The sequence below is a fragment of the Arenimonas sp. genome (assembly GCF_044348765.1).
In the GTDB taxonomy this organism is placed as follows: Bacteria; Pseudomonadota; Gammaproteobacteria; order Xanthomonadales; family Xanthomonadaceae; genus Arenimonas.
Map to the genome: position 1 here is coordinate 42,867 of NZ_JBIKSE010000006.1, position 19,636 is coordinate 62,502.

Below are 19,636 nucleotides of genomic sequence, written 5' to 3' on the forward strand. Positions count from 1 at the left end.
GGGTTGAACTTCCGGCGCTAAAATGAATCCAAGGTAAACAATTGTAGGTGAACCCGGCGTCAGGGGTTATCATTATCCAATACGCTGAGGCCTGCCTCCCACTATAAAGGAACCCGCTATGCGTGCCCTGTTTGCCGTCATTCTGCTGTTCGCTGCCACCAGTGTTTCCGCCAACACCACCCCGGATGAACGTACCCGTTCGGCGACCACCGTGCTCAAGGAAATGTCGGCGATTCCGGAGAACTCGATTCCCGAACGCCTGTTGGCCGAGGCTTATGCCATCGCCGTTGTTCCGAAGCTCACCAAGGCTGCGCTGGGGATCGGTGGTCGGGGTGGCAAGGGCCTAATTTCAGTTCGTGGTGCCGACGGCGTCTGGTCAAATCCCAACTATATCAATGTCGGCGGCGGCAGCCTGGGCTTCCAGGCCGGCGTGCAGAAATCCGACTTGATTCTGGTATTCACCAGCAAAGACGGGGTCGATGGCATCATCAAGGGCAAATTCACCCTCGGTGCCGATGCCGCGGTTGCCGCCGGTCCAGTCGGGCGTAATGTGCAGGCCAGCACCGACGAGAACCTGAAAGCCGAAATCTACAGCTATTCCCGTTCCAAGGGCCTGTTTGCCGGCGTCGCGCTTGACGGTACCGTCATCCGCATCGACCGTAAAAGCAATGAAGTCGTATATGGCGACATGGCGTCACCGGCCTCGATTTTCGATGGCCGCACGCAGACCCAGAACCCGGCCATCATCGACTTCCGCAATCAACTGGAAGAAGGTAGCAGCCGTCAGGCCAAGAAATAATCCGCGGTAAATTCATCTCAGGAGCAGTGTCATGGTAGGTATGCGGGAATTGATCATCATTCTGGTCATCGTATTGCTGGTGTTCGGCACCAAGCGGCTGGCCAACATCGGTAGCGATCTGGGTGGCGCCATCAAAGGCTTCAAAAAGGGCATGAAGGATGACGATGCCAAGCCGGAAAGCCTTGATCAGAAAAAACCCGACAACGACAGCCAAGCCTAAACATGTTCGACGTCGGTTTCAGCGAGCTGCTGATCATCGCGGTGGTCGCCTTGCTCGTGCTCGGTCCGGAGCGACTTCCGAAAGCAGCACGTTTCACCGGTCTATGGATCCGCAAGGCCCGTGCGCAGTGGTATTCGGTGAAATCGGAACTGGAGCTGGAGCTGGCCCAGGAAGAAATGAAGAAGCATCTGCAGGATGTCGAAAACAGCATCAAGGCCCCGGTGCAGGCCTTGACCGACGATTTGCAGCAGTCCGAAGCCGACATCAACCACGAGTTTGAAGCCGTTGCCGAGGCTGCAAGCTCCGGGCACCGTAGCGAAGCCGGCAACACCGCCGCTGAAATGGATGTGCCGCCGGAAGCCGCCACACCGGCACCGGATGGCCCGGTCGACGAACGCCCGGCCGAAGACGGCCCGGATGACACCCACCCCAAACAGGGCGCGCTCTGGTGAATGCCGGTAACGAACAATCACTGATGTCGCATCTGCTGGAGTTGCGCCAACGCCTGTTATACGCAGTGGTGGCGGTGTTGGCGGTATTTCTCGTACTATTGCCGTTCGCCAATCCGTTGTATGCCTGGCTGGCCGTGCCGCTCAAGCAGACCTTGCCGCCGGGTAGTCAGTTGGTCGCCATTGAAGTGGCATCCACGTTTTTCGTGCCGATGAAACTGGCATTTTTCGCCGCACTGTTCATCGCCGCACCCTATATCCTCTACCAGATTTGGGCATTCGTGGCCCCGGCTCTGTACGAGCGTGAGAAAAATATGGCGCGCCCATTGCTGCTGGCGGCGACGCTTCTGTTTTATCTCGGCTGTGCCTTCACCTATTTCGCACTGCTGCCGGTGATGTTTGCCTACCTGAACTCGACCGCGCCCGAGGGGGTTGCGATGATGACCGACATCGGCAAGTATCTTGACTTCGTGCTGGTACTGCTGTTGGCTGGAGGTGTCAGTTTCGAAGTGCCGATTGCGGTGCTGGTCGCCGTACTGTTGGGTTGGGTCAAGGTCGAACAACTGGTCGAATGGCGCGGTTATGTCATCGTTGCCTTCTTCATCATCGCCGCTATCATCACGCCACCTGACGGCCTATCGCAGATTATGCTGGCGTTGCCGATGTGGGCCCTTTACGAAATCGGTATCGTGGCCGCACGTCTGCTGCTAAAAGCCAAAGCCCATAGCACGCCGGTATCCCCGGTGAAATAAACCATTACATTCGTTTGCAGGGCCGTTAAATGCGGCTCGGCTGCACGGTTTTGCTATGCTAGGCGATGTGTTCATCCGAGTCCCGGCCCAGGCCATAATGACTGCTCCCGCATTCCTACTCTTCGGCGCCCATGGCGATTTGGCCCTACGCATGCTCTGGCCGTCGTTATTCCGGCTGCATTGCGATGGCTCGCTGCCTCAGGATATGGCGCTTTACGGCGTCAGCCGCAGCGGAACTACCGCCGAGCTGCACGCCCGTTTGCACAGGGTGCTCTCCGAAGAACTGAACGACGGCAACCGTCATCGGCTTGCGGCATTTCTGGCCAAGATCGAATTCATCAATCTTGATGCCGGCCGTGCTGCCGATTATGCCGATCTTGCCGATAATCTGAGGCGTGCCGGACGCCATGTCGCCATCAGTTACCTATCGATGCCGCCGGATTTGTTTACGCCGATCGTAGCCAATCTGCAGGGCGCCGGCCTGATCGATCCGCGTACGCGGGTAATTCTGGAAAAACCAATCGGCAAGGACCTGGCTAGCAGCCGCGCCATTTCCGACGGCATCGCTAATGTGCTGGCCGAGGTACAGACTTACCGCATCGACCATTACCTCGGCAAGGAGGCGGTGCAGAATCTGCTGGCTCTGCGTTTCGGTAATGCCATCTTCGAGCCGCTTTGGAACAGCCACCATATCGAAAGCGTGCACATCACCATCGCTGAGTCACTGGGCATTGGTGGCCGCTGGGCCTATTACGACAAGAGCGGCGCGTTGCGCGATATGGTACAGAATCACATGCTGCAGCTGATTTCGCTGATTGCCATGGAGCCGCCGGTGAACGGCAGTTCCGAGGCAATCCGCAATGAAAAAATCAAAGTGCTGCAGGCCTTGCATCCAATCACCGCAGCCAATTTCATCGACTGTGTTATTTTCGGCCAATATACGGCTTCCACTGAAGGCCATATGCCGGGATACAACGATGAGCCCGATGCTGCTGAGATCAGCAATACCGAAACCTTCGTGGCCATCAAGGCGCATGTCGACAACTGGCGATGGAAGGGCGTGCCGTTTTATCTGAAAACCGGCAAGCGTCTGGCATCAAAACATACCGAAGTGATCATTACCTTCAAGGAAGTGCCGCAATATCTGTTCGGCCAGAAACCGGATACCGATCTGTGCAACCGCTTGGTCATCCAGATGCAGCCCGATGAGTCGATTACGCTTGAAATCTTCAACAAGACCCCGGATGTGCATGAGTTCATACTGAAGCCGGTGGCGCTGAATCTGGAAATCACCGATGCCGGCAATGGCAAGATCCGTCACATCGCCTACGAACGTCTCATCCGTGATGCCATCAAGGGCGACCGTACCTTGTTCGTGCGCCGTGATGAACTCGAACAGGCTTGGGCCTGGGTTGATCAGATCCATGCCGCCCGCAAGACCACGCAAGCGCCATTGCTGCATTATCCGGCCGGCGGCAACGGGCCGGATTTCGAATGATGCCGACCGCTCAGCCACAAGCCGCGCGCTGGCAGGTGCATGCCGATGCCGCCACCATGGCCGCGGCACTTTCACGGCATCTGCAGCAGCTCAGTCACGATGCAATTGCCGACCATGGCAGCGTTCGTATCGGTCTGGCCGGCGGTAGTACGCCGATGGCCGCCTATGCCGATTTCGCTGCTGCCGCCATGCCATGGCCTAAGGTGCGGATGGCCTTGATCGACGAGCGTTGCGTACCGCTGACCGACCCCCAGAGCAACGAACGCGCCATCGCGGCAGCATTCGCAGACGTCATGGCGCAGCTCGGCGCCTGGCAGGGCCTGTATACCGAGGCTGCTGATCCGGCTTGCGCTGCCGATACCGCTGTTCGTGGTTTCGGATTGCCGTTCGACATCACCGTGATCGGCATGGGCGCCGACGGCCACATCGCTTCGCTGTTCGCGGAGAGCGCCGATTACCAAGCGGCCATGGAGGCCGCTGCCGGACGTGTGGTAATGCCGATGCGATTTGCCCCCGGCGTCGGTAAAACCGACCGCCTCAGCTTCACCTTGCCGGCGTTGCTGCAGACACGGCACGTGCTGTTCTGTATCAGCGGTGCCGATAAGCGCGATGTTCTGGAGCATAGTCTTGATGGCCGCGCCCGGCACTACGCTGTAGCCCGTTTTCTGGCCGAATACGCTGGTCCTGTCGATATTTTCTGGAGTCCCGCATGAGTCTGCATCCGGTCATCGCTGCCGTTACCGAACGAATCATTGAACGCAGCTCTGATCTGCGTGCCGATTACACCGGCCGCATGCAGGCGCAGGTGCGCTCTACCCCGGCGCGTTCGCGCCTGTCGTGTTCCAATCTGGCGCACGTGATGGCGGCCAGTGGCGGCGATAAGTCTGCTCTAGGCTTCGGCGGGTTTCCCAATATCGGCATCGTCACCGCCTACAACGACATGCTCTCGGCGCATCAGCCGTATGAAACCTATCCGGCAAAAATCCGCGATTGGGCACGCGCCTGCCAAGCCACGGCACAGGTCGCCGGCGGCGTGCCGGCGATGTGCGACGGTGTGACCCAAGGCCAACCCGGCATGGAACTGTCCCTGTTCAGCCGTGAAGTCATCGCACTGGCAACGGCCGTAGCCTTCACGCATGACGCGTTCGATGCCGGACTGATGCTGGGCGTCTGCGACAAAATCGTGCCGGGCCTGTTTATCGGTGCCGCCGCCTTCGGGCATCTGCCCGTGGTCTTTGTTCCGGCTGGACCCATGCCGTCCGGCATTGCCAATGCGGAAAAAGCCAAGGTTCGCCAACGCTACGCAGACGGCCTGGCCAGCCGCGAAGAATTATTGGCCGTGGAGGCCGGTTCTTACCACGCCGCAGGAACCTGCACGTTCTACGGCACGGCCAACTCCAACCAGCTGCTCATGGAGATGATGGGTCTGCACATCCCCGGCAGCGCGTTTGTGCCGCCATCGGGCGATTTACGCGAGCGCCTGACCGAATTCGCGGTACAGACGGTAGCCCGCCACAGCGCCTTGGGCAATGAGTTCCTGCCGTTCCATCAAGTCATCGATGCCCGTTCCTTGGTCAACGGCATCGTCGGCTTGATGGCGACCGGCGGCTCGACCAATCTGATGATCCATATCATCGCCATGGCGCGCGCGGTTGGTTATGTTTTAACGCTGGATGATCTGGCCGAGTTGTCCGCGGTCACGCCCTTATTGGCCCGCATTTATCCGAATGGCTCGGCCGACGTCAATCAGTTCCATGCGGCCGGTGGCATGGCGTTTATCATTCGCGAGCTGTTGGCGGCCGGATTGTTGCATGCCGAAGCACGGAGCGTCATCGGTGAACCGATCTCGTCGTATGCGCGCGAGCCGAGTCTGGTACAGGGTCATCTGTACTGGAAAGATCCGCCGCTGCAGTCCGGCGATGAAAGCATATTGCGCCCGGCCAGCAATCCGTTCTCGCCGCAGGGCGGCTTGTGCAAGCTGGCAGGCAATCTCGGCCAGGCGGTGATCAAGATTTCGGCATTGGATGAGTCGAAATGGGCAGTCTCGGCACCGGCCCGCGTTTTCGACAGCCAGATCGCGATGGCAAAAGCCCACAAAGCCGGTGATTTGAATGGTGATCTGGTCGCCGTCGTGCGCTTCCAGGGGCCGCGTGCCAATGGTATGCCGGAGTTGCATCAGCTCATGCCGCTTTTGGCGAATCTGCAGGATAAAGGCCATCGCGTGGCTTTGGTCACCGATGGCCGTTTGTCCGGCGCATCCGGCAAGGTACCGGCCGCGATTCACCTCAGCCCTGCTGCCGATGAAGGCGGTCTGATTGGTAAAGTTCGCGATGGCGACCTCATTAGCATCGATGCGCGCTCCGGCGCGCTGCACCTGCATGTCAGTGAGGCGGAATTGGCCAGTCGGCCTTCGTCATCCTGTACTGAATCCGGTCATCAGACCGGCCTGGGCCGTGAATATTTCCAATTATTCCGTGACCATGTATCCGGCACGGAAACCGGCTGCAGTATCTTTTTCGGAGAGAAACCATGAGCGAGGCCATCCGGCGTTTCTTCGGCAATCCGGTGATTCCGGTCGTGGTCATCGACGATGCCGCGCAGGCCGTGCCGTTGGCGGAAGCCCTGCTCGATGCCGGCATCAGCGCCATTGAAATCACCCTGCGCACGCCACAGGCGCTGGCGGCCATGGAAGCCATCGCCAAGCAGGTGCCGGCCATGCAATTGACCGCCGGCACCGCCGTGAATCGCCGTCATCTGCAACAGGTCAAGGATGCCGGTGCGGAATTGGTGGTATCGCCGGGTATCAGTACGGAACTGCTCGAGGGTGCCCGCGATCTGGGTCTGGACCTGTTGCCGGGCATCGCTACCGCATCCGAGCTCATGTTCGGCCTGAATGCCGGACTGACCCATTTCAAACTGTTTCCGGCCAGTGCCATTAACGGCATCGCTTTGGCCAAGGCCTTCGCCGGCCCCTTTCCAGAGGCCTGCTTCTGCTGCACCGGCGGCATCACCGAAGCCGATCTGCCGGTGTATCTGGCCGAAGCCAACATCCCGAGCGTGGGCGTGTCCTGGCTGGCCGCACGCCCGGCCATTGCGGCCGGACGCTGGGACGAAATCCGCGCTGCGGCGCTTAGATCAAAACTTCCGAATCGCTGACAGTCGCGGGCTTGCCACCGCCACCGAGGACATCGCGCCAGAACAGATACTGGAACGAGAACATCAGCGGATAAATGAACAACAGTAACAGGATGTATAACACGGCACCGAGCGCCAGAGCGATGTTGCTGTTGAGCATGCTGATCGCTGCGATGAGCAGCCCTGCGAGCAGCGCGATCACCAGTGCTGCGGCAATCACGACCAACAGCATGGCGAGCATGAATAGCAGCAAGCTGCCGAGATTTTTCAGGGTCGCGGCAATGCCGTCCTTCACCGAATCGACGGCACCGGTGTCGGTCAACGCAACCTGACAGAAGCCGAGCATGAACGCAGTCTGTAGCACGGAGCCAATTAGGATGATGCCGGCATAGGCGGCCCAGAAGCCTGAGGAAAGACCGGCCATGGCTTCCGGATCATTGTTCAGCTGCGCACTCATGAACTGACCGATGTCGTCGCTGCCGATACCCAGTGCCATGCAGATTAGGATGTACCCCCCCTGCACGGCGATGTTCAGTACGGCGCCGATGAAACCGAAGGCAATCAGCTTCTTCCAGCGGGTAGCGTCACCGTATCCGGAGAATAAATCACCGAGCGAGGCCGATTGGCCGTCGGCCAGTTTGCCGGTGAGTACGAACCAGCCCGCGATGAATGGCGGCACCAGAATCAGAGCCACTAACAGGATTGCGGCATACATCAATGCGATTTTCTGCCAATCGATGCTGTTGACATCGCCCATGGCGGCGCCGGCCGCGCCCAGGCCGATGACCAGGCCCGCCACAAATGCCAGTAGGAAGATGGCGGCCAGGCTGACCAGGGCGGCCAGCATGAAGGTGCCCCAGTACTTTCCGACTAACTTGAAGCTACTGATAAGCCAGCCGAACATATCGGAAACGCTTGCCTTTCTGATTTCCATGAAAACCTCTCTGTAAGTGCCTGACCGCGGCGAACAGCCTTTATAATAGCCACATTCACCGAAAAGAGCGAAACCGCCATGTCGGCACCGAGTTTCCAAGACATCATCCTGCGCCTGAACCAGTATTGGGCCGCCCAGGGCTGTGTGCTGATCCAACCCTTCGACATCGAAGTCGGTGCCGGCACCTTCCATCCGGCGACCTTCCTGCGTGCGCTCGGGCCGGAGCCGTGGAACGCGGCCTATGTGCAGCCGAGCCGACGCCCGACCGATGGCCGTTACGGCGACAATCCGAACCGCCTGCAACGTTACTACCAATATCAGGTGGTGTTGAAGCCGAACCCCGACAACATCCTCGAGCTGTATCTGGATTCGCTGAAGGCGCTCGGCATCGATCCGTTGGTGCATGATCTGCGTTTTGTGGAAGACAACTGGGAATCGCCGACCCTCGGCGCCTGGGGTCTGGGTTGGGAAGTCTGGCTCAACGGCATGGAGGTCACCCAGTTCACCTACTTCCAGCAGGCCGGCGGCCTGGAATGCAAACCGGTCACCGGTGAAATCACCTATGGTCTCGAACGTCTGGCCATGTATCTGCAGAATGTCGACAACGTGTACGACCTGGTCTGGACCACCGGTCCGCAGGGCGTGGTCAAGTACGGTGATGTCTATCATCAGAATGAAGTCGAGCAGAGTGCCTACAATTTTGAACACGCCGATGTGCCCGAACTGTTCCACCGTTTCGATGCCTGCGAGAAGGAAGCCCTGAAGCTGGTCGAACTCGGTCTGCCGTTGCCGGCCTATGAACAGGTGTGCAAGGCCTCGCACAGTTTCAATCTGCTCGATGCCCGTCGCGCCATTTCGGTGACCGAACGCCAGCGCTACATTCTGCGCGTGCGCACCCTGTCGCGTGCGGTGGCTGAAGCTTATTACGCCCAGCGCGAGAAGCTGGGCTTCCCGAACCTGAAAACGGTGTCCGCATGAACACGCAAGCCCTGTTGATCGAGCTCGGCACCGAAGAACTGCCGCCGAAAGCCCTGCCGGAGCTGGCCAAGGCCTTCGCCGAGGGCATTGCCGAAGGTCTGCACAAACGCGGCCTGGCCATGGGCGAAGTGCACGGCCTGTATTCGCCGCGCCGGCTTGCAGTGTGCATCGATGCGGTGCAGAGCGAACAGCCGGCACAGCATGCGGAAGTGTTCGGTCCCTATGCCACTATCGCACTCGATGCCGCCGGCCAGCCGACACCGGCCCTGCAGGCATTTGCCCAGAAGAACGGCCTGACCATCGCAGAACTGTCGCGCATCAGCGACGCCAAGGGCGAACGTTTCGTCGCCCGCAGTTCCCGGGCCGGCGGCCTGACGCTCGAATTGTTACCGGACATCGTCAACGAAGCGGTGAAGGCCATGCCGATTCCGAAACCGATGCGCTGGGGTAGCCGCGATACCCAGTTCGTGCGTCCGGTACATTGGCTGGTGGCTCTGTATGGCAATGTCGTGGTGCCGATGACGGTACTGGGCCTAAAGGCCGGCCGTGCCTCGCATGGACATCGCTTCCACGCGCCGGAGGCGGTCGATATCGCTCATCCGGAAAACTACGTGGACATCCTGCGTGCAAAACAGGTGCTGGTGAATCCGGCCGAGCGCCGGCAACGGATTGCCACGCAAATCAGTGCCGCCGCCGCGACCGTCGGCAAACAGGCGGATATTCCCGATGCGCTTCTGGAAGAGGTGAACTGCCTGGTCGAGTGGCCAGCCGCCATTCTCTGCCAGTTCGAGCCGGCGTTTCTGCGTGTGCCGCACGAGGCGCTGGTGTCCACTATGCAGGCTAACCAGAAATTCTTCCCGCTGCGCGAAACCGACGGCGCACTCTCCGAATACTTCATCGGCATCGCCAACATCGATTCGAAAGACCCGGCGCAGATCAAGCAGGGTTACGAGCGCGTCATCCGTCCGCGCTTCGCCGATGCCGCGTTCTTTTACGATGAAGACCTCAAGCAGGGCGTTGCCGCCATGGCTGAAGGCCTGGCTTCCGTTACGTATCAGCAGAAACTCGGCAGCTATGCCGACAAGACCGTACGTATCGCGGCCTTGGCGGAAAGCATCGCCCGCGATGCCGGACTGAATTTCGCCCAGGCCCGACGCGCGGCAGAACTGTCCAAGGCCGATCTGCAATCGCGCATGGTCGGTGAGTTCCCGGAACTGCAGGGTATCGCCGGCCGTTACTATGCCAAGGCCGCCGGTGAGCACGAGGCCGTGGCCATAGCCATTGATGAAGCCTATCTGCCGCGCTTTGCCGGTGATGCCATCGCCGCTTCCAAGCTGGGCCAGGTGCTGGCCATCGCCGAGCGTCTAGATACGTTGGCGGGTGGCTTCGCTGCCGGGTTGAAACCGACCGGCAACAAAGATCCATTTGCGCTGCGACGCAATGCGCTTGGCTTGGCGCGGACTTTGCTCGAAGGCGGGTTTGATTTGCCCCTTGCTAAATTATTGAATCAGGCGGTACAACTTCAACCGGTTCAGCCTGCTGAATCAGCATTTGACATGGCCGGTTTTGTATTAGATCGACTAAAAAACTATTTCTCTGACAAAGGCCTTACAGAGCAACAGTTCGAAGCGGTATTGTCGAGTGAAGCACACAGAGCAGATTGGGGATTGGCGCTACCTGATTTCGCCAAGCGTCTGGCTGCCATTGCCGAATTCGCCAAACTGCCGGAAGCGGCGGCTTTGGCAGCCGCCAATAAACGCATCGGCAATATTCTGAAAAAATCCGGCAGTGAAGCAGGAGCTTCGGTATCGGAAGCCTTGTTGCAGGAAAAAGCCGAGAAAGACCTATGGCACGCCGTTCAAACGGTGGCGCAAAACAATGCAGCTAAGCTGGCTGCCCGCGATTATGTGGCTGTTTTACAGGCCTTGGCCGGATTGCGTGTGCCGGTGGATGCCTTTTTTGAGGGCGTAATGGTGAATGCTGACGAGGCGGCTATACGCGGCAATCGTTTGGCTTTGCTAGGCAATCTGGCCGCTCAATTTAATGCGGTTGGGGATATTTCGGTCTTGGCATAAATCCGGCATAATCCTAGTAACACCGCAACGAGGAGATCGCCATGTCCAAAGGCATGAACCAGAAGAAAGAAACCAAGAAGAAGCCGGAAAAATCCCTGAAAGAAAAGCGCGCCGAGAAAGCCGCCAAGAAAGGCAAATAATCCGACCCTATGGGCGGCCCTGACGGCCGCCCGCAATCAGGTTGTGCGCAATTCCTTCTTGCCGTAGATGCGCTCGAAAATCGGCGTGGCCATCAAGGTGGTTGCCACCGCCATCAGCACCATGATGGTGAACAGCGTCGGCTCGATGATGCCGCGTTCCAGTCCGATGTTGAGGATGATCAGTTCCATCAGGCCGCGCGCATTCATCAGTGTGCCGATGCCCATCGCTTCCTTGTGCGGTTCACCGCTCCAGCGTGCCGCCAGATAGCAGGCCACGCCTTTGCCGGCAATCGCCACCAGCAGCACCGCGCCGGTAAGCGCCCAAAGCGCCGGCGTATTCACCAAACCGATTTTGGTGTTGAGGCCGGAATACACGAAGAATACCGGCAACAACAGGGCCACGGTCAAGGGGTACATGGTCCGATGCAGTTCGGCGGCGAACTTGCCGCGCGGCATGGCCACGCCCATCATGAATGCACCGAACACGGCATAGATCTGGATGAAATCGGTGAACCAGGCGCCCAGCATCACCAGCATCAAGGTGAATACCAGCATGTCCGGGCTGATCACGCCGCTTTTTTCAACGCGTTCGCCCATCGGCTGCAACAGCCGGCGGACCAAGGTCAGGCAAACGACAGCGAAGAAAATCCCGCCGCCAATCGCAATGAAGGCGATGCTCCAATCCGAATGAAAGCTGGCCAGCACCACGGCTAGTACGCACCATGCGGCCATATCATCCATGCTTCCGGCCGCCAGCGCCAAAGTACCAAGCGAAGTTTTGGTCAGGCCTTGTTCGAAAATGATGCGCGCCAGCATCGGGAAGGCGGTAATGGCCATGGCCGCACCCATAAACAACACGGCTTCTAAGCTGGTGGTTTTTTCAGCGAATAGTTGCGGATCATCGGCGATGAAATAGGCCAGCGTGCCGCCCAATAAAAATGGCGCCACAATACCGGCGATCGAAATGCTGGCTGCGCTGCGCACGCGTTTGCGGATAAGATCGACATCGAACTCGACACCGATCAGGAACATGTACAGCACCAAGCCAAGCTGTGCAACCGAAAACAGGATGGCCTTGGATTCCGTCGGAAACAGGTAAGCTGAAAATTCCGGAAACAGCCAGCCCATCAGCGAGGGGCCCATCAGCACGCCGGCAATCATCTCGCTGACCACGCGCGACTGTCCGATTTTCATGAACAGCCACGCGGTCATGCGGCACACCGCGAGAATGAACGCCATCTGCAGGAAGAACATGACGGATAGTTCAAATGGGGTCATCGAAAATCAACTCGACATATGGATGAACAAGGGTTCGGCTTCGTCGTTACATCGCCATCGGCGGCGCTTTGCAGTTCTTGGCGATGAACTCCTCGTGCGTCGGCATCAGCTTGACCACGCCGTGCATGACTTCTTTCACGTTGTTGACCATCTTCTCAATCAGTTCTTCTGATTTGGCATCGACCAGCGGGTGGTAGCCCTGCGGCGTGATGCCCTGCCCGAACATGACCTGGAACCAGCTGACTTCGGTGAACAGTTCGTTGTTGAGGCGGTAGATGCGGCCGTTGGCGCGGAACAGATCCATCTTCTGCTGCAGACTGTCGGGTATCGGCATGTTGCGCACGTAGTTCCAGAACGGGGTGTCGTCGCGTTTGGTGGCCTTGTAATGCAGAATGATGAAGTCACGGATCTGCTCGAATTCGGCCGTGGCCTGGCGATTGAACTCATCGATGTTGACCGGGTCGAAACCGGCATCAGGGAATAACGACACCAGCCGGGAAATGCCTTTCTGGATGAGATGGATCGAGGTCGACTCCAGCGGCTCCATGAAGCCGGATGCTAGCCCGATGGCGACCACGTTTTTATTCCAGAACTTCTTGCGCTTACCGGTTACGAAGCGCAGCGGGCGCGGGCTGCCCAAGGCTTTGCCGTCGAGATTGGCCAGCAGCACAGCTGCTGCCTCATCGTCACTGATGTATTCGCTGCAGTAGACGTGGCCGTTGCCGGTGCGGTGCTGCAGCGGAATCCGCCACTGCCAGCCGGCGCCATGCGCGGTCGAGCGCGTGTAGGGCGTCAGTGGCGATACCGACTCGCAGGGTACTGCCAGCGCACGGTTCATCGGCAGCCAGTGGCTCCAGTCGTCGTAACCGGTTTTCAGGGTTTCCTCGATCAACAGACCGCGCCATCCGGAGCAGTCGATGAATAGGTCACCGGCATGCACGCTGCCGCTTTCGAGCGTCACCGAAGTGATGAATCCGGTTTCCGGATGCTGCTGGACCGAAGCAATTTTGCCTTCAGTGCGCACAACTCCTTTGTTCTCGGCATAGCCGCGCAGGAATTTGGCATATAGGCCGGCATCGAAATGGAACGCATGTCCGAGATCCTTCAGCGGCGAATTCGGAATATCATGCTGTGCACGCAGGAACTTGTTGTGTTCGCAGGCCAGCAGGTTTAGCGAATAATCTTTGATGCAGTCAGCCTTGCCGGCCAGATGCATCTTCAGCCAGTAATGGTGAAAGTCGATTATCCCGGTGCTCTGGCCCATGCCGCCGAAACCGTGCACGTAACGCTCGCCCAGACCGCCCCAGTTGCGGAATTCGATGCCAAGTTTGAAGCTGGCCTGGGTGGCCTTGATGAAATCGGTTTCATCGATTCCCAATGCCGAATTGAAGTTGATGATCGGTGGAATGGTTGCTTCGCCGACGCCGACGGTGCCGATGTCGTCGGATTCGATCAGTTCGATGGCGAACTTGCCATTGAGGGCCTGGGAGAGGAAGGAGGCAGCCATCCAGCCGGCGGTACCGCCGCCGACGATGATGACTTTCCGGATACCGGCATGACTCATGATACGTTCCGTTTAAGCTGTGGATAAACGTAAACATCTTAACATTGCCCTCGGCAGCCGATGTAGGGTCGGCCGTGAAAATCCGCGGTTTCGGTATAGCCCGGCCGTCCTGCCCGCATCCCTGGCCGGCCTGAATTGGATGTTGCCGGATTTCCTGTGGTGGGCGTACGCTATGCATGACAAAGGAGCCATCACCATGACAGTCCTGAAAGGCGCGGCATTCATCCTGGCCGCAATGCTGTGCGTCATACCTTGCGGCGTTCGTGCTGATGTTGTCGATACACCGATACCGAAACCCACGACCGGTAGCGTACAGAGGCTGGCTGCATTTCCTTCCAGAAACATTCCGCCGCGCGATGTCGACGTCTGGCTGCCGCCGGGCTATTCCGACAAAAAGAAATATGCCGTGCTGTATATGCAGGACGGCCAGATGCTGTTCGATGCCGGAATCACCTGGAATAAGCAGGAGTGGCAAGCTGATGAAACCGCCGCCCGGTTGATGGCCGAAGGCAAAACCCGGCCCTTCCTCATCGTCGGCATTCACAACGGCGGCAAGCGCCGCCATGTCGAGTATTTTCCGCAGAAACCGTTCGAGGCCCTGCCGGATGACTTCCGCCGCCAGCTGCTCGGGATGAAACGCAATCCGCAGCAGGCGCTGTTCGATGGCGCGGTCGATTCCGATGCCTACCTGAAGTTTGTGGTGGAAGAACTCAAACCCTATATCGACGCCCACTTCAGCGTCGACACGGGCCCCGAGCACACCGCCGTGATGGGTTCCAGCATGGGCGGCCTGATTTCCATGTACGCCATTTCCGAATATCCGCAGGTGTTCGGTGCGGCGGCCTGTGTTTCCACGCACTGGCCCGGAATCTTCACGGTGGACAATAATCCCATTCCGCAGGCGTTCTTCGACTACATGCAGGCGGCATTGCCGGATCCGGTGTCGCACCGGATCTACTTCGACCACGGTACCGCCACGCTGGACGCTCTGTATGCACCCCTGCAGGTCCGCGCCGATGCGGTAATGCGGCGACGGGGATACACCGATGCCCATTGGCGGACGCAGGTATTTCCGGGCACCGAGCACAGCGAGCAGGCCTGGGCGGCGCGCCTGGATATTCCCCTGCAGTTCCTGTTTCCGCCGGACTGACCGATGTTCCGTCCCGATATCGTTCCGCAGGCTTTGCCGATTCCCGGTGGCGGCCTGTGTCTGGTTTTCGATGACATCCTGTTGGAGCCCGAACGATGGCGAAGCCGTGCTGCAGAATTCGCCGCACAATTCGAACCGCCGCAGCACAACGCCTATCCGGGACGCGAGCTGAGGCTACCCGATACGGTCACGGCGGCGCTGCTGGGCACGGTATCGCCCTGGCTACGGCTTCATTTCGGCATTGCCCGTATCGTCGATGCTTACTGCCGCCTCTCCATGGTGACCTTGGCGCCGGAACAATTGACCCCGGCGCAGTCGCTGTGCCACCGCGATCGTCTGCAGGCTCCTCCGGGAAAGCTGCCCTTGGCCTCGGTGCTGTATCTATTCGATGATCCGCCGCTCGGAGGCACGCATTTTTTTCGGCCCCTTCTCGAGAGGCCGCCGCTGACGCAACTGCTGATTGATTCGAACCGCATGGAGGCGGAAGCGTTTTTCCAACACTACCGCCTATCGTGCGGCTACATGATCGACTCCAACGCCTATTTCGAGAAAGTGCTGACGGTTCCCGCGCGGTATAACCGCATGATCGTCTACCCCGGCATGAAGTTCCATAGCGGTGACATCGGCCGGCCCGAGGCACTGACAGAAGATCCCCTGACCGGGCGCCTGACCTTCAATGGCTTCTTTACCGGCACTATGGACTGATTAGGGAAGCACCAGCACCTCGGTTTCATCCAGCACCTTGGTGCCATCGGCGTGGTCGCCGCCGAAGAGCATGCCACCGCCTTCCGGCGACAGGCCGCGATACCCGCCGTCGTAATCCCAGGTGTTCAGATACAGCTTGATTCCCGACAGCGATGCGGGATTACCCAGAGACTTGGCGGGAATGGTGATGGTCAGCGTCCGCGTCCCGGCATCGGCGACGACCTGCGCGCCGGGACTGGACACCCCTCCCTCGCTGGTGGCATCGGCACCATCGGCGCCGAACCAGGCATTCGACCAACCGTGCGTGCGCATCCGGTAATGCCAGCGCATGCCTTCGGGCAGGCTGCCGTTCTGTTGCGGCATCAGCGTGCTGCCACCGGCACGCTCGGGCAGTTGCAAAAAGGCGGTGACCGCGACATGATCGAAACCGTTCGGCGGATTCCAGAACTGGGTCATGCCGCGCAGCCGCAACACGATGCGCAGGGTGTTGCCGGCACGCTGCACGCTCAGGTTTTCGATATCGCCCTGATGGTGTTCGCCCCAACTGATATCGCTGGGGTAACGTAGGCCGCCGCTGCGGCCGCGGTCGTCGCCGCGGGGGTCGGTTCGTTCCAGCAGCGTTTGCCAATTCCGGCGCACGAGGAAAGACTGCGGCGCCGAGGCGCTGGCTGTGCTGTCTTGCCAGGCCACGACCTGATGCGCGTCCCGTGACTCGGTCAGACTTTCGATGGGTAGCCGGGCCTGCCAGCGTCCGTTGGTCGAGGGCGACACCGTCACGGCATGAGCCAGATCACCGTTCAAGCTCAGCTGGAAGGGGTCGGCGTTGCCGTTGCTCCCCTGCACAACAAGGACATCGCCTTCAACCGTTTCCGGCAGGGCATCGATCCGCAAGATGGCCGAAGGCTTCGGATTTGCCGAGATGCCGGCTTCGGGCAGCAGCACAATGCCGGCGCGGGCCGGCAGCACCGCGGACATCCGGCCCTTGGTATCGGCAGTGAGTGTTTTCGGGAACGCCGTCAGTGAAAATGCCGTGCGCCAGCCGCGCACATCCGGCCGGCCGGTGTCGAGATTGTCGAGCACGTGTGGGCTATCCGAGGTGTTGAACAGCACCAGCGCATCCGCCTTACCGTGGCGCATGCGGTAGGCGAGCACCCCGGCCCCGGTGGCGCTGTCCTTGAGCACCGTCGGACTGCCGTGGGTGAACAGCTTCTGCGATTTGCGCAGGGCCGTCATGGTCTGCAGGCTAAGGTACAAGGGCGCGTTTTCATCGAAGCGGTCTTGGCCGCCGGAGCCGAAGCCGGTTTTGAACATGGCGCCGCGCTGTTCGGTGAAGCCCTGTTCGGTGCCGTAATAGATGACGGGTATGCCGGGCAGGGTCATGATCAACAGCAGGTTCTGCTGCAGTGCCGCCATGCCGCCGTTGGCCAGGAAGCGGTCGACGTCGTGGTTGTCGACGAAGCTCGGCATCAGATGCGGACGTTCATGCACACGCATCATGGTCTCGATGCGATGACGCATTTCCCGGGTCGGGTGGCCTTTGGCGAAGATGTCGATGCCGGTGCCGTATAGCGGAAAGTTGATCATCGCCGGCAGCAGAGCCTGGCCGTCGGCGCTACGCACGAAGGATTCGATTTTCCGGCTCTGGGTTTCCTGAAAAGGCTTGTCGATGCCGAAGCCTTCGCCGAACACATGGAAGTTGCGGCGGCCGGTGGCCTCGGCTACGCGCAGAATGCCGGGCTGCTGCGGATCATCGGCATACAGGAAGTCCCGGAAGTAGTCCGGCGGCACGTAAAACGCGGTATCGACCCGGAATGCATCCACCCCGGCTTCGCGGATCCAATAGCCGTAGCTACGGCGTAGCGCTTCGCGCACACGCGGATTTTCGGTATTGAGATCGTCCAGTCCGGCCATCTGCCAGTCACGTTCCTGGGCCGGATTGGTGAAGTCGCGGATATCGGGTGTCCAGTGGTAGATGGCCTCGTGTACCTGGATCGGATCGCGGGCATCATTGCGATTGAACGGCTCCTGCGAGGGCGCGTGGCCCTGCGCCGTGGCCGCCTCGCGCCGGTAGCCCAGGTCGGGATTCTGCGCACTCCACTGTTTGGGGTCGTACGCGAAGAAATTGCCCATGTGGTTGACCACGATGTCCTGGACCAGATACATGCCTTGGCCGTGCAGCCGGCGACTCAGATTTTGCAGGTCACTCAGGTGGCCATAGTGGCTGTCCACCGTCATCAGGTCTTTAGCCCAGTAGCCGTGATAGCCGCTGTATTGCGACGAAGGGCTCCACCACTGGTTCGCCACCGGCGGGGTTATCCAGACAGCCGTGGCCCCCAAGTTATTGATATAATTTACTTTATTTGTTAGCCCCGGCAGATCGCCGCCGGAATAATGGCTGTTACGTCCGGGGTCGTACTCGCCCACACCCTGATTATTGTTCGAGGTGTCGCCATCATTGAAGCGGTCCAGCATGACGAAATAGATGATTTGCTCGCGCCAGTCCGGGGACGGCACATGTAAAACATCCGATGTTTGTGCATTCACGTTGGCCAGGCTGACCGACAGGACAAGGGCGGCGATTTTCGCTTGCAGGGACAATGGCTTCATTATAATATTATATATTAATCAATTATTTATGATTTATGACCGAGCATGCTTGACGAGGTCTACGAAGCTGAATAGGTAATGAATACGTATGCATTTAGTGTTAATACTTTATAAATTCTGCAATCATTTTAACCGTTCGTTAATAAAAAACGGGTATGCCGTCTGGCGTGTACCGTTACGATTGTCGCAACACATTCAACCACATTTGCAATTAAATGGAGAGGAATAATGGTACTTAAGCGCAACATGCTCAGCGTTGCATTGATGTCGGCCACCATGCTGTTAGTGGGAACCGCGAATGCCCAAGATGCGACCGATGCTGAAAAAGCAGAAGCTGCCAAGAAAGCGACGGAAGCCGAGACCATCGACAAGGTGACCGTTAAAGGTATCCGTCGTGGTATCGAAGATGCCATCGACACCAAACAGACGGCTACCGGTATCGTCGAATCGATTTCCGCCGAAGACATCGGTAAGCTGCCGGATTCCTCTATTGCTGAGTCCATCGCGCGCCTGCCAGGTCTTACTGCTCAGCGCGAGCGCGGCCGTGCCACCCAGATTAATATCCGTGGCTTCGCGGGTGATTTCGCCGGCACCACTTTGAATGGCCGCGAACAGGTCAGCCTCGGCGACAACCGCGGCGTCGAGTTCGATCAATATCCGTCCGAGTTGCTCAGCGCCGTGACCGTGTACAAAACTCCGGATGCCTCTCTGGTCGGTCAGGGCCTGTCCGGCACCGTCGATCTGCAGACCGTCAAGCCGCTGAGCTTCGGCGAGCAGGTCATGGCCTTGAACTATCGCTTCGATCAGAATAAAGTTGCCGGCCAGACCGAAAACGGCGGCCGTTTCAGCTTCTCCTACATCGACCAATTCATGGACAACACCCTCGGTATCGCGATTGGCTATGCCCGTCTTGACAGCCCGAGCCCGGGTTACCAGAACGAATCCTGGGGTTATGCCGACGGTCCGAGCGGTACCAAGGTCTCGGGTGGCGGCAAAATCTACAAATTCGACAACAACCTGAAACGCGACGGCCTGATGACCACCGTGCAGTTCAAGCCGACAGAATTTTACGAAACCACCCTGGATCTGTTCTATTCCAAATTCGACAAGACCGAAGTCAAGACCGGTCTCGAATACGGTACCGCCTGGGGTCAAGGCGTGCTGCAGCCGGGTTATACCGTCAATAGCAATAAAACCATCACCGACAGCTCCTGGACCAATGTCAAGCCAGTGCTGCGCATGGACAGCAACCCCATTGCAGACGATCTGTTCTCGCTGGGCTGGAACAACAAGGTCAAGATTGATGACAACTGGTCGATCGTCGCTGACTTTTCGGTATCGAGCGCCACTCG

General features: G+C 58.9%; 17 protein-coding genes. 13 read left to right on the forward strand and 4 right to left on the reverse strand.

The window, feature by feature from the left end:
* Nucleotides 1–118 precede the first annotated feature (118 nt).
* The 8 genes from ACIQ0Q_RS02170 (at nucleotide 119) to eda (ending at nucleotide 6,874) form a co-directional block, all read left to right on the forward strand.
* Nucleotides 119–799, forward strand: a complete 681-nt coding sequence (locus ACIQ0Q_RS02170) for a lipid-binding SYLF domain-containing protein (protein WP_395771303.1) — start codon at nucleotides 119–121, stop codon at nucleotides 797–799.
* Nucleotides 800–830: 31 nt separating this feature from the next.
* Nucleotides 831–1,019: a twin-arginine translocase TatA/TatE family subunit gene (gene tatA / locus ACIQ0Q_RS02175; RefSeq protein WP_395771304.1), complete on the forward strand. Its 189-nt coding sequence runs from the start codon at nucleotides 831–833 to the stop codon at nucleotides 1,017–1,019.
* A gap of 2 nt (nucleotides 1,020–1,021) precedes the next feature.
* Complete coding sequence (tatB, locus tag ACIQ0Q_RS02180; protein WP_395771305.1) at nucleotides 1,022–1,471, forward strand: Sec-independent protein translocase protein TatB; 450 nt, start codon at nucleotides 1,022–1,024, stop codon at nucleotides 1,469–1,471.
* Nucleotides 1,468–2,220: a twin-arginine translocase subunit TatC gene (gene tatC / locus ACIQ0Q_RS02185; RefSeq protein WP_395771306.1), complete on the forward strand. Its 753-nt coding sequence runs from the start codon at nucleotides 1,468–1,470 to the stop codon at nucleotides 2,218–2,220. The genes tatB and tatC overlap by 4 nt, the downstream gene beginning before the upstream one ends.
* A 97-nt stretch (nucleotides 2,221–2,317) precedes the next feature.
* Nucleotides 2,318–3,718 (forward strand): glucose-6-phosphate dehydrogenase, encoded by a 1,401-nt coding sequence (gene zwf / locus ACIQ0Q_RS02190; protein ID WP_395771307.1) that lies wholly within the window; start codon nucleotides 2,318–2,320, stop codon nucleotides 3,716–3,718.
* Nucleotides 3,715–4,431 carry a 6-phosphogluconolactonase gene (pgl, locus tag ACIQ0Q_RS02195; RefSeq protein WP_395771308.1) on the forward strand — a complete coding sequence of 239 codons (717 nt, stop codon included), beginning with the start codon at nucleotides 3,715–3,717 and terminating at the stop codon, nucleotides 4,429–4,431. Before zwf ends, pgl begins: the two co-directional genes overlap by 4 nt.
* Nucleotides 4,428–6,251 carry a phosphogluconate dehydratase gene (edd, locus tag ACIQ0Q_RS02200; RefSeq protein ID WP_395771309.1) on the forward strand — a complete coding sequence of 608 codons (1,824 nt, stop codon included), beginning with the start codon at nucleotides 4,428–4,430 and terminating at the stop codon, nucleotides 6,249–6,251. Before pgl ends, edd begins: the two co-directional genes overlap by 4 nt.
* Complete coding sequence (eda, locus tag ACIQ0Q_RS02205) at nucleotides 6,248–6,874, forward strand: bifunctional 4-hydroxy-2-oxoglutarate aldolase/2-dehydro-3-deoxy-phosphogluconate aldolase (protein ID WP_395771310.1); 627 nt, start codon at nucleotides 6,248–6,250, stop codon at nucleotides 6,872–6,874. Before edd ends, eda begins: the two co-directional genes overlap by 4 nt.
* Here the strand turns inward: eda and ACIQ0Q_RS02210 are convergent.
* On the reverse strand, nucleotides 6,849–7,787 hold the full coding sequence (locus tag ACIQ0Q_RS02210) for a hypothetical protein (protein WP_395771311.1): 939 nt from the start codon (nucleotides 7,785–7,787) through the stop codon (nucleotides 6,849–6,851). The genes eda and ACIQ0Q_RS02210 overlap by 26 nt on opposite strands.
* A 78-nt stretch (nucleotides 7,788–7,865) precedes the next feature.
* Here ACIQ0Q_RS02210 and glyQ point away from each other — a divergent pair, with 78 nt between their 5' ends.
* Nucleotides 7,866–8,765: a glycine--tRNA ligase subunit alpha gene (gene glyQ, locus ACIQ0Q_RS02215; protein WP_395771312.1), complete on the forward strand. Its 900-nt coding sequence runs from the start codon at nucleotides 7,866–7,868 to the stop codon at nucleotides 8,763–8,765.
* Nucleotides 8,762–10,840, forward strand: coding sequence for a glycine--tRNA ligase subunit beta (glyS, locus tag ACIQ0Q_RS02220; RefSeq protein ID WP_395771313.1), 2,079 nt, complete (start codon nucleotides 8,762–8,764; stop codon nucleotides 10,838–10,840). The genes glyQ and glyS overlap by 4 nt, the downstream gene beginning before the upstream one ends.
* 176 nt (nucleotides 10,841–11,016) lie before the next feature.
* On the opposite strand, the gene ACIQ0Q_RS02225 is transcribed toward glyS, so the two are convergent.
* Both ACIQ0Q_RS02225 and ACIQ0Q_RS02230 read right to left on the reverse strand, forming a co-directional pair.
* Complete coding sequence (locus ACIQ0Q_RS02225; RefSeq protein ID WP_395771314.1) at nucleotides 11,017–12,258, reverse strand: cation:proton antiporter; 1,242 nt, start codon at nucleotides 12,256–12,258, stop codon at nucleotides 11,017–11,019.
* Nucleotides 12,259–12,304: 46 nt separating this feature from the next.
* Nucleotides 12,305–13,822: a tryptophan halogenase family protein gene (locus ACIQ0Q_RS02230; protein ID WP_395771315.1), complete on the reverse strand. Its 1,518-nt coding sequence runs from the start codon at nucleotides 13,820–13,822 to the stop codon at nucleotides 12,305–12,307.
* Between the two features lie 196 nt (nucleotides 13,823–14,018).
* Here ACIQ0Q_RS02230 and ACIQ0Q_RS02235 point away from each other — a divergent pair, with 196 nt between their 5' ends.
* Complete coding sequence (locus tag ACIQ0Q_RS02235) at nucleotides 14,019–14,972, forward strand: alpha/beta hydrolase (protein WP_395771316.1); 954 nt, start codon at nucleotides 14,019–14,021, stop codon at nucleotides 14,970–14,972.
* A 3-nt stretch (nucleotides 14,973–14,975) separates the two neighbouring features.
* Nucleotides 14,976–15,677 carry a DUF6445 family protein gene (locus tag ACIQ0Q_RS02240; RefSeq protein ID WP_395771317.1) on the forward strand — a complete coding sequence of 234 codons (702 nt, stop codon included), beginning with the start codon at nucleotides 14,976–14,978 and terminating at the stop codon, nucleotides 15,675–15,677.
* Here the strand turns inward: ACIQ0Q_RS02240 and ACIQ0Q_RS02245 are convergent, their stop codons facing one another.
* Nucleotides 15,678–18,284, reverse strand: coding sequence for an alpha-amylase family glycosyl hydrolase (locus tag ACIQ0Q_RS02245; protein ID WP_395771318.1), 2,607 nt, complete (start codon nucleotides 18,282–18,284; stop codon nucleotides 15,678–15,680). It lies immediately after the preceding gene.
* 228 nt (nucleotides 18,285–18,512) lie between these two features.
* On the opposite strand from ACIQ0Q_RS02245, the gene ACIQ0Q_RS02250 reads away from it, so the two are divergent.
* A partial coding sequence (locus tag ACIQ0Q_RS02250; protein ID WP_395771319.1) for a TonB-dependent receptor plug domain-containing protein occupies nucleotides 18,513–19,636 on the forward strand: 1,124 nt, incomplete at its 3' end.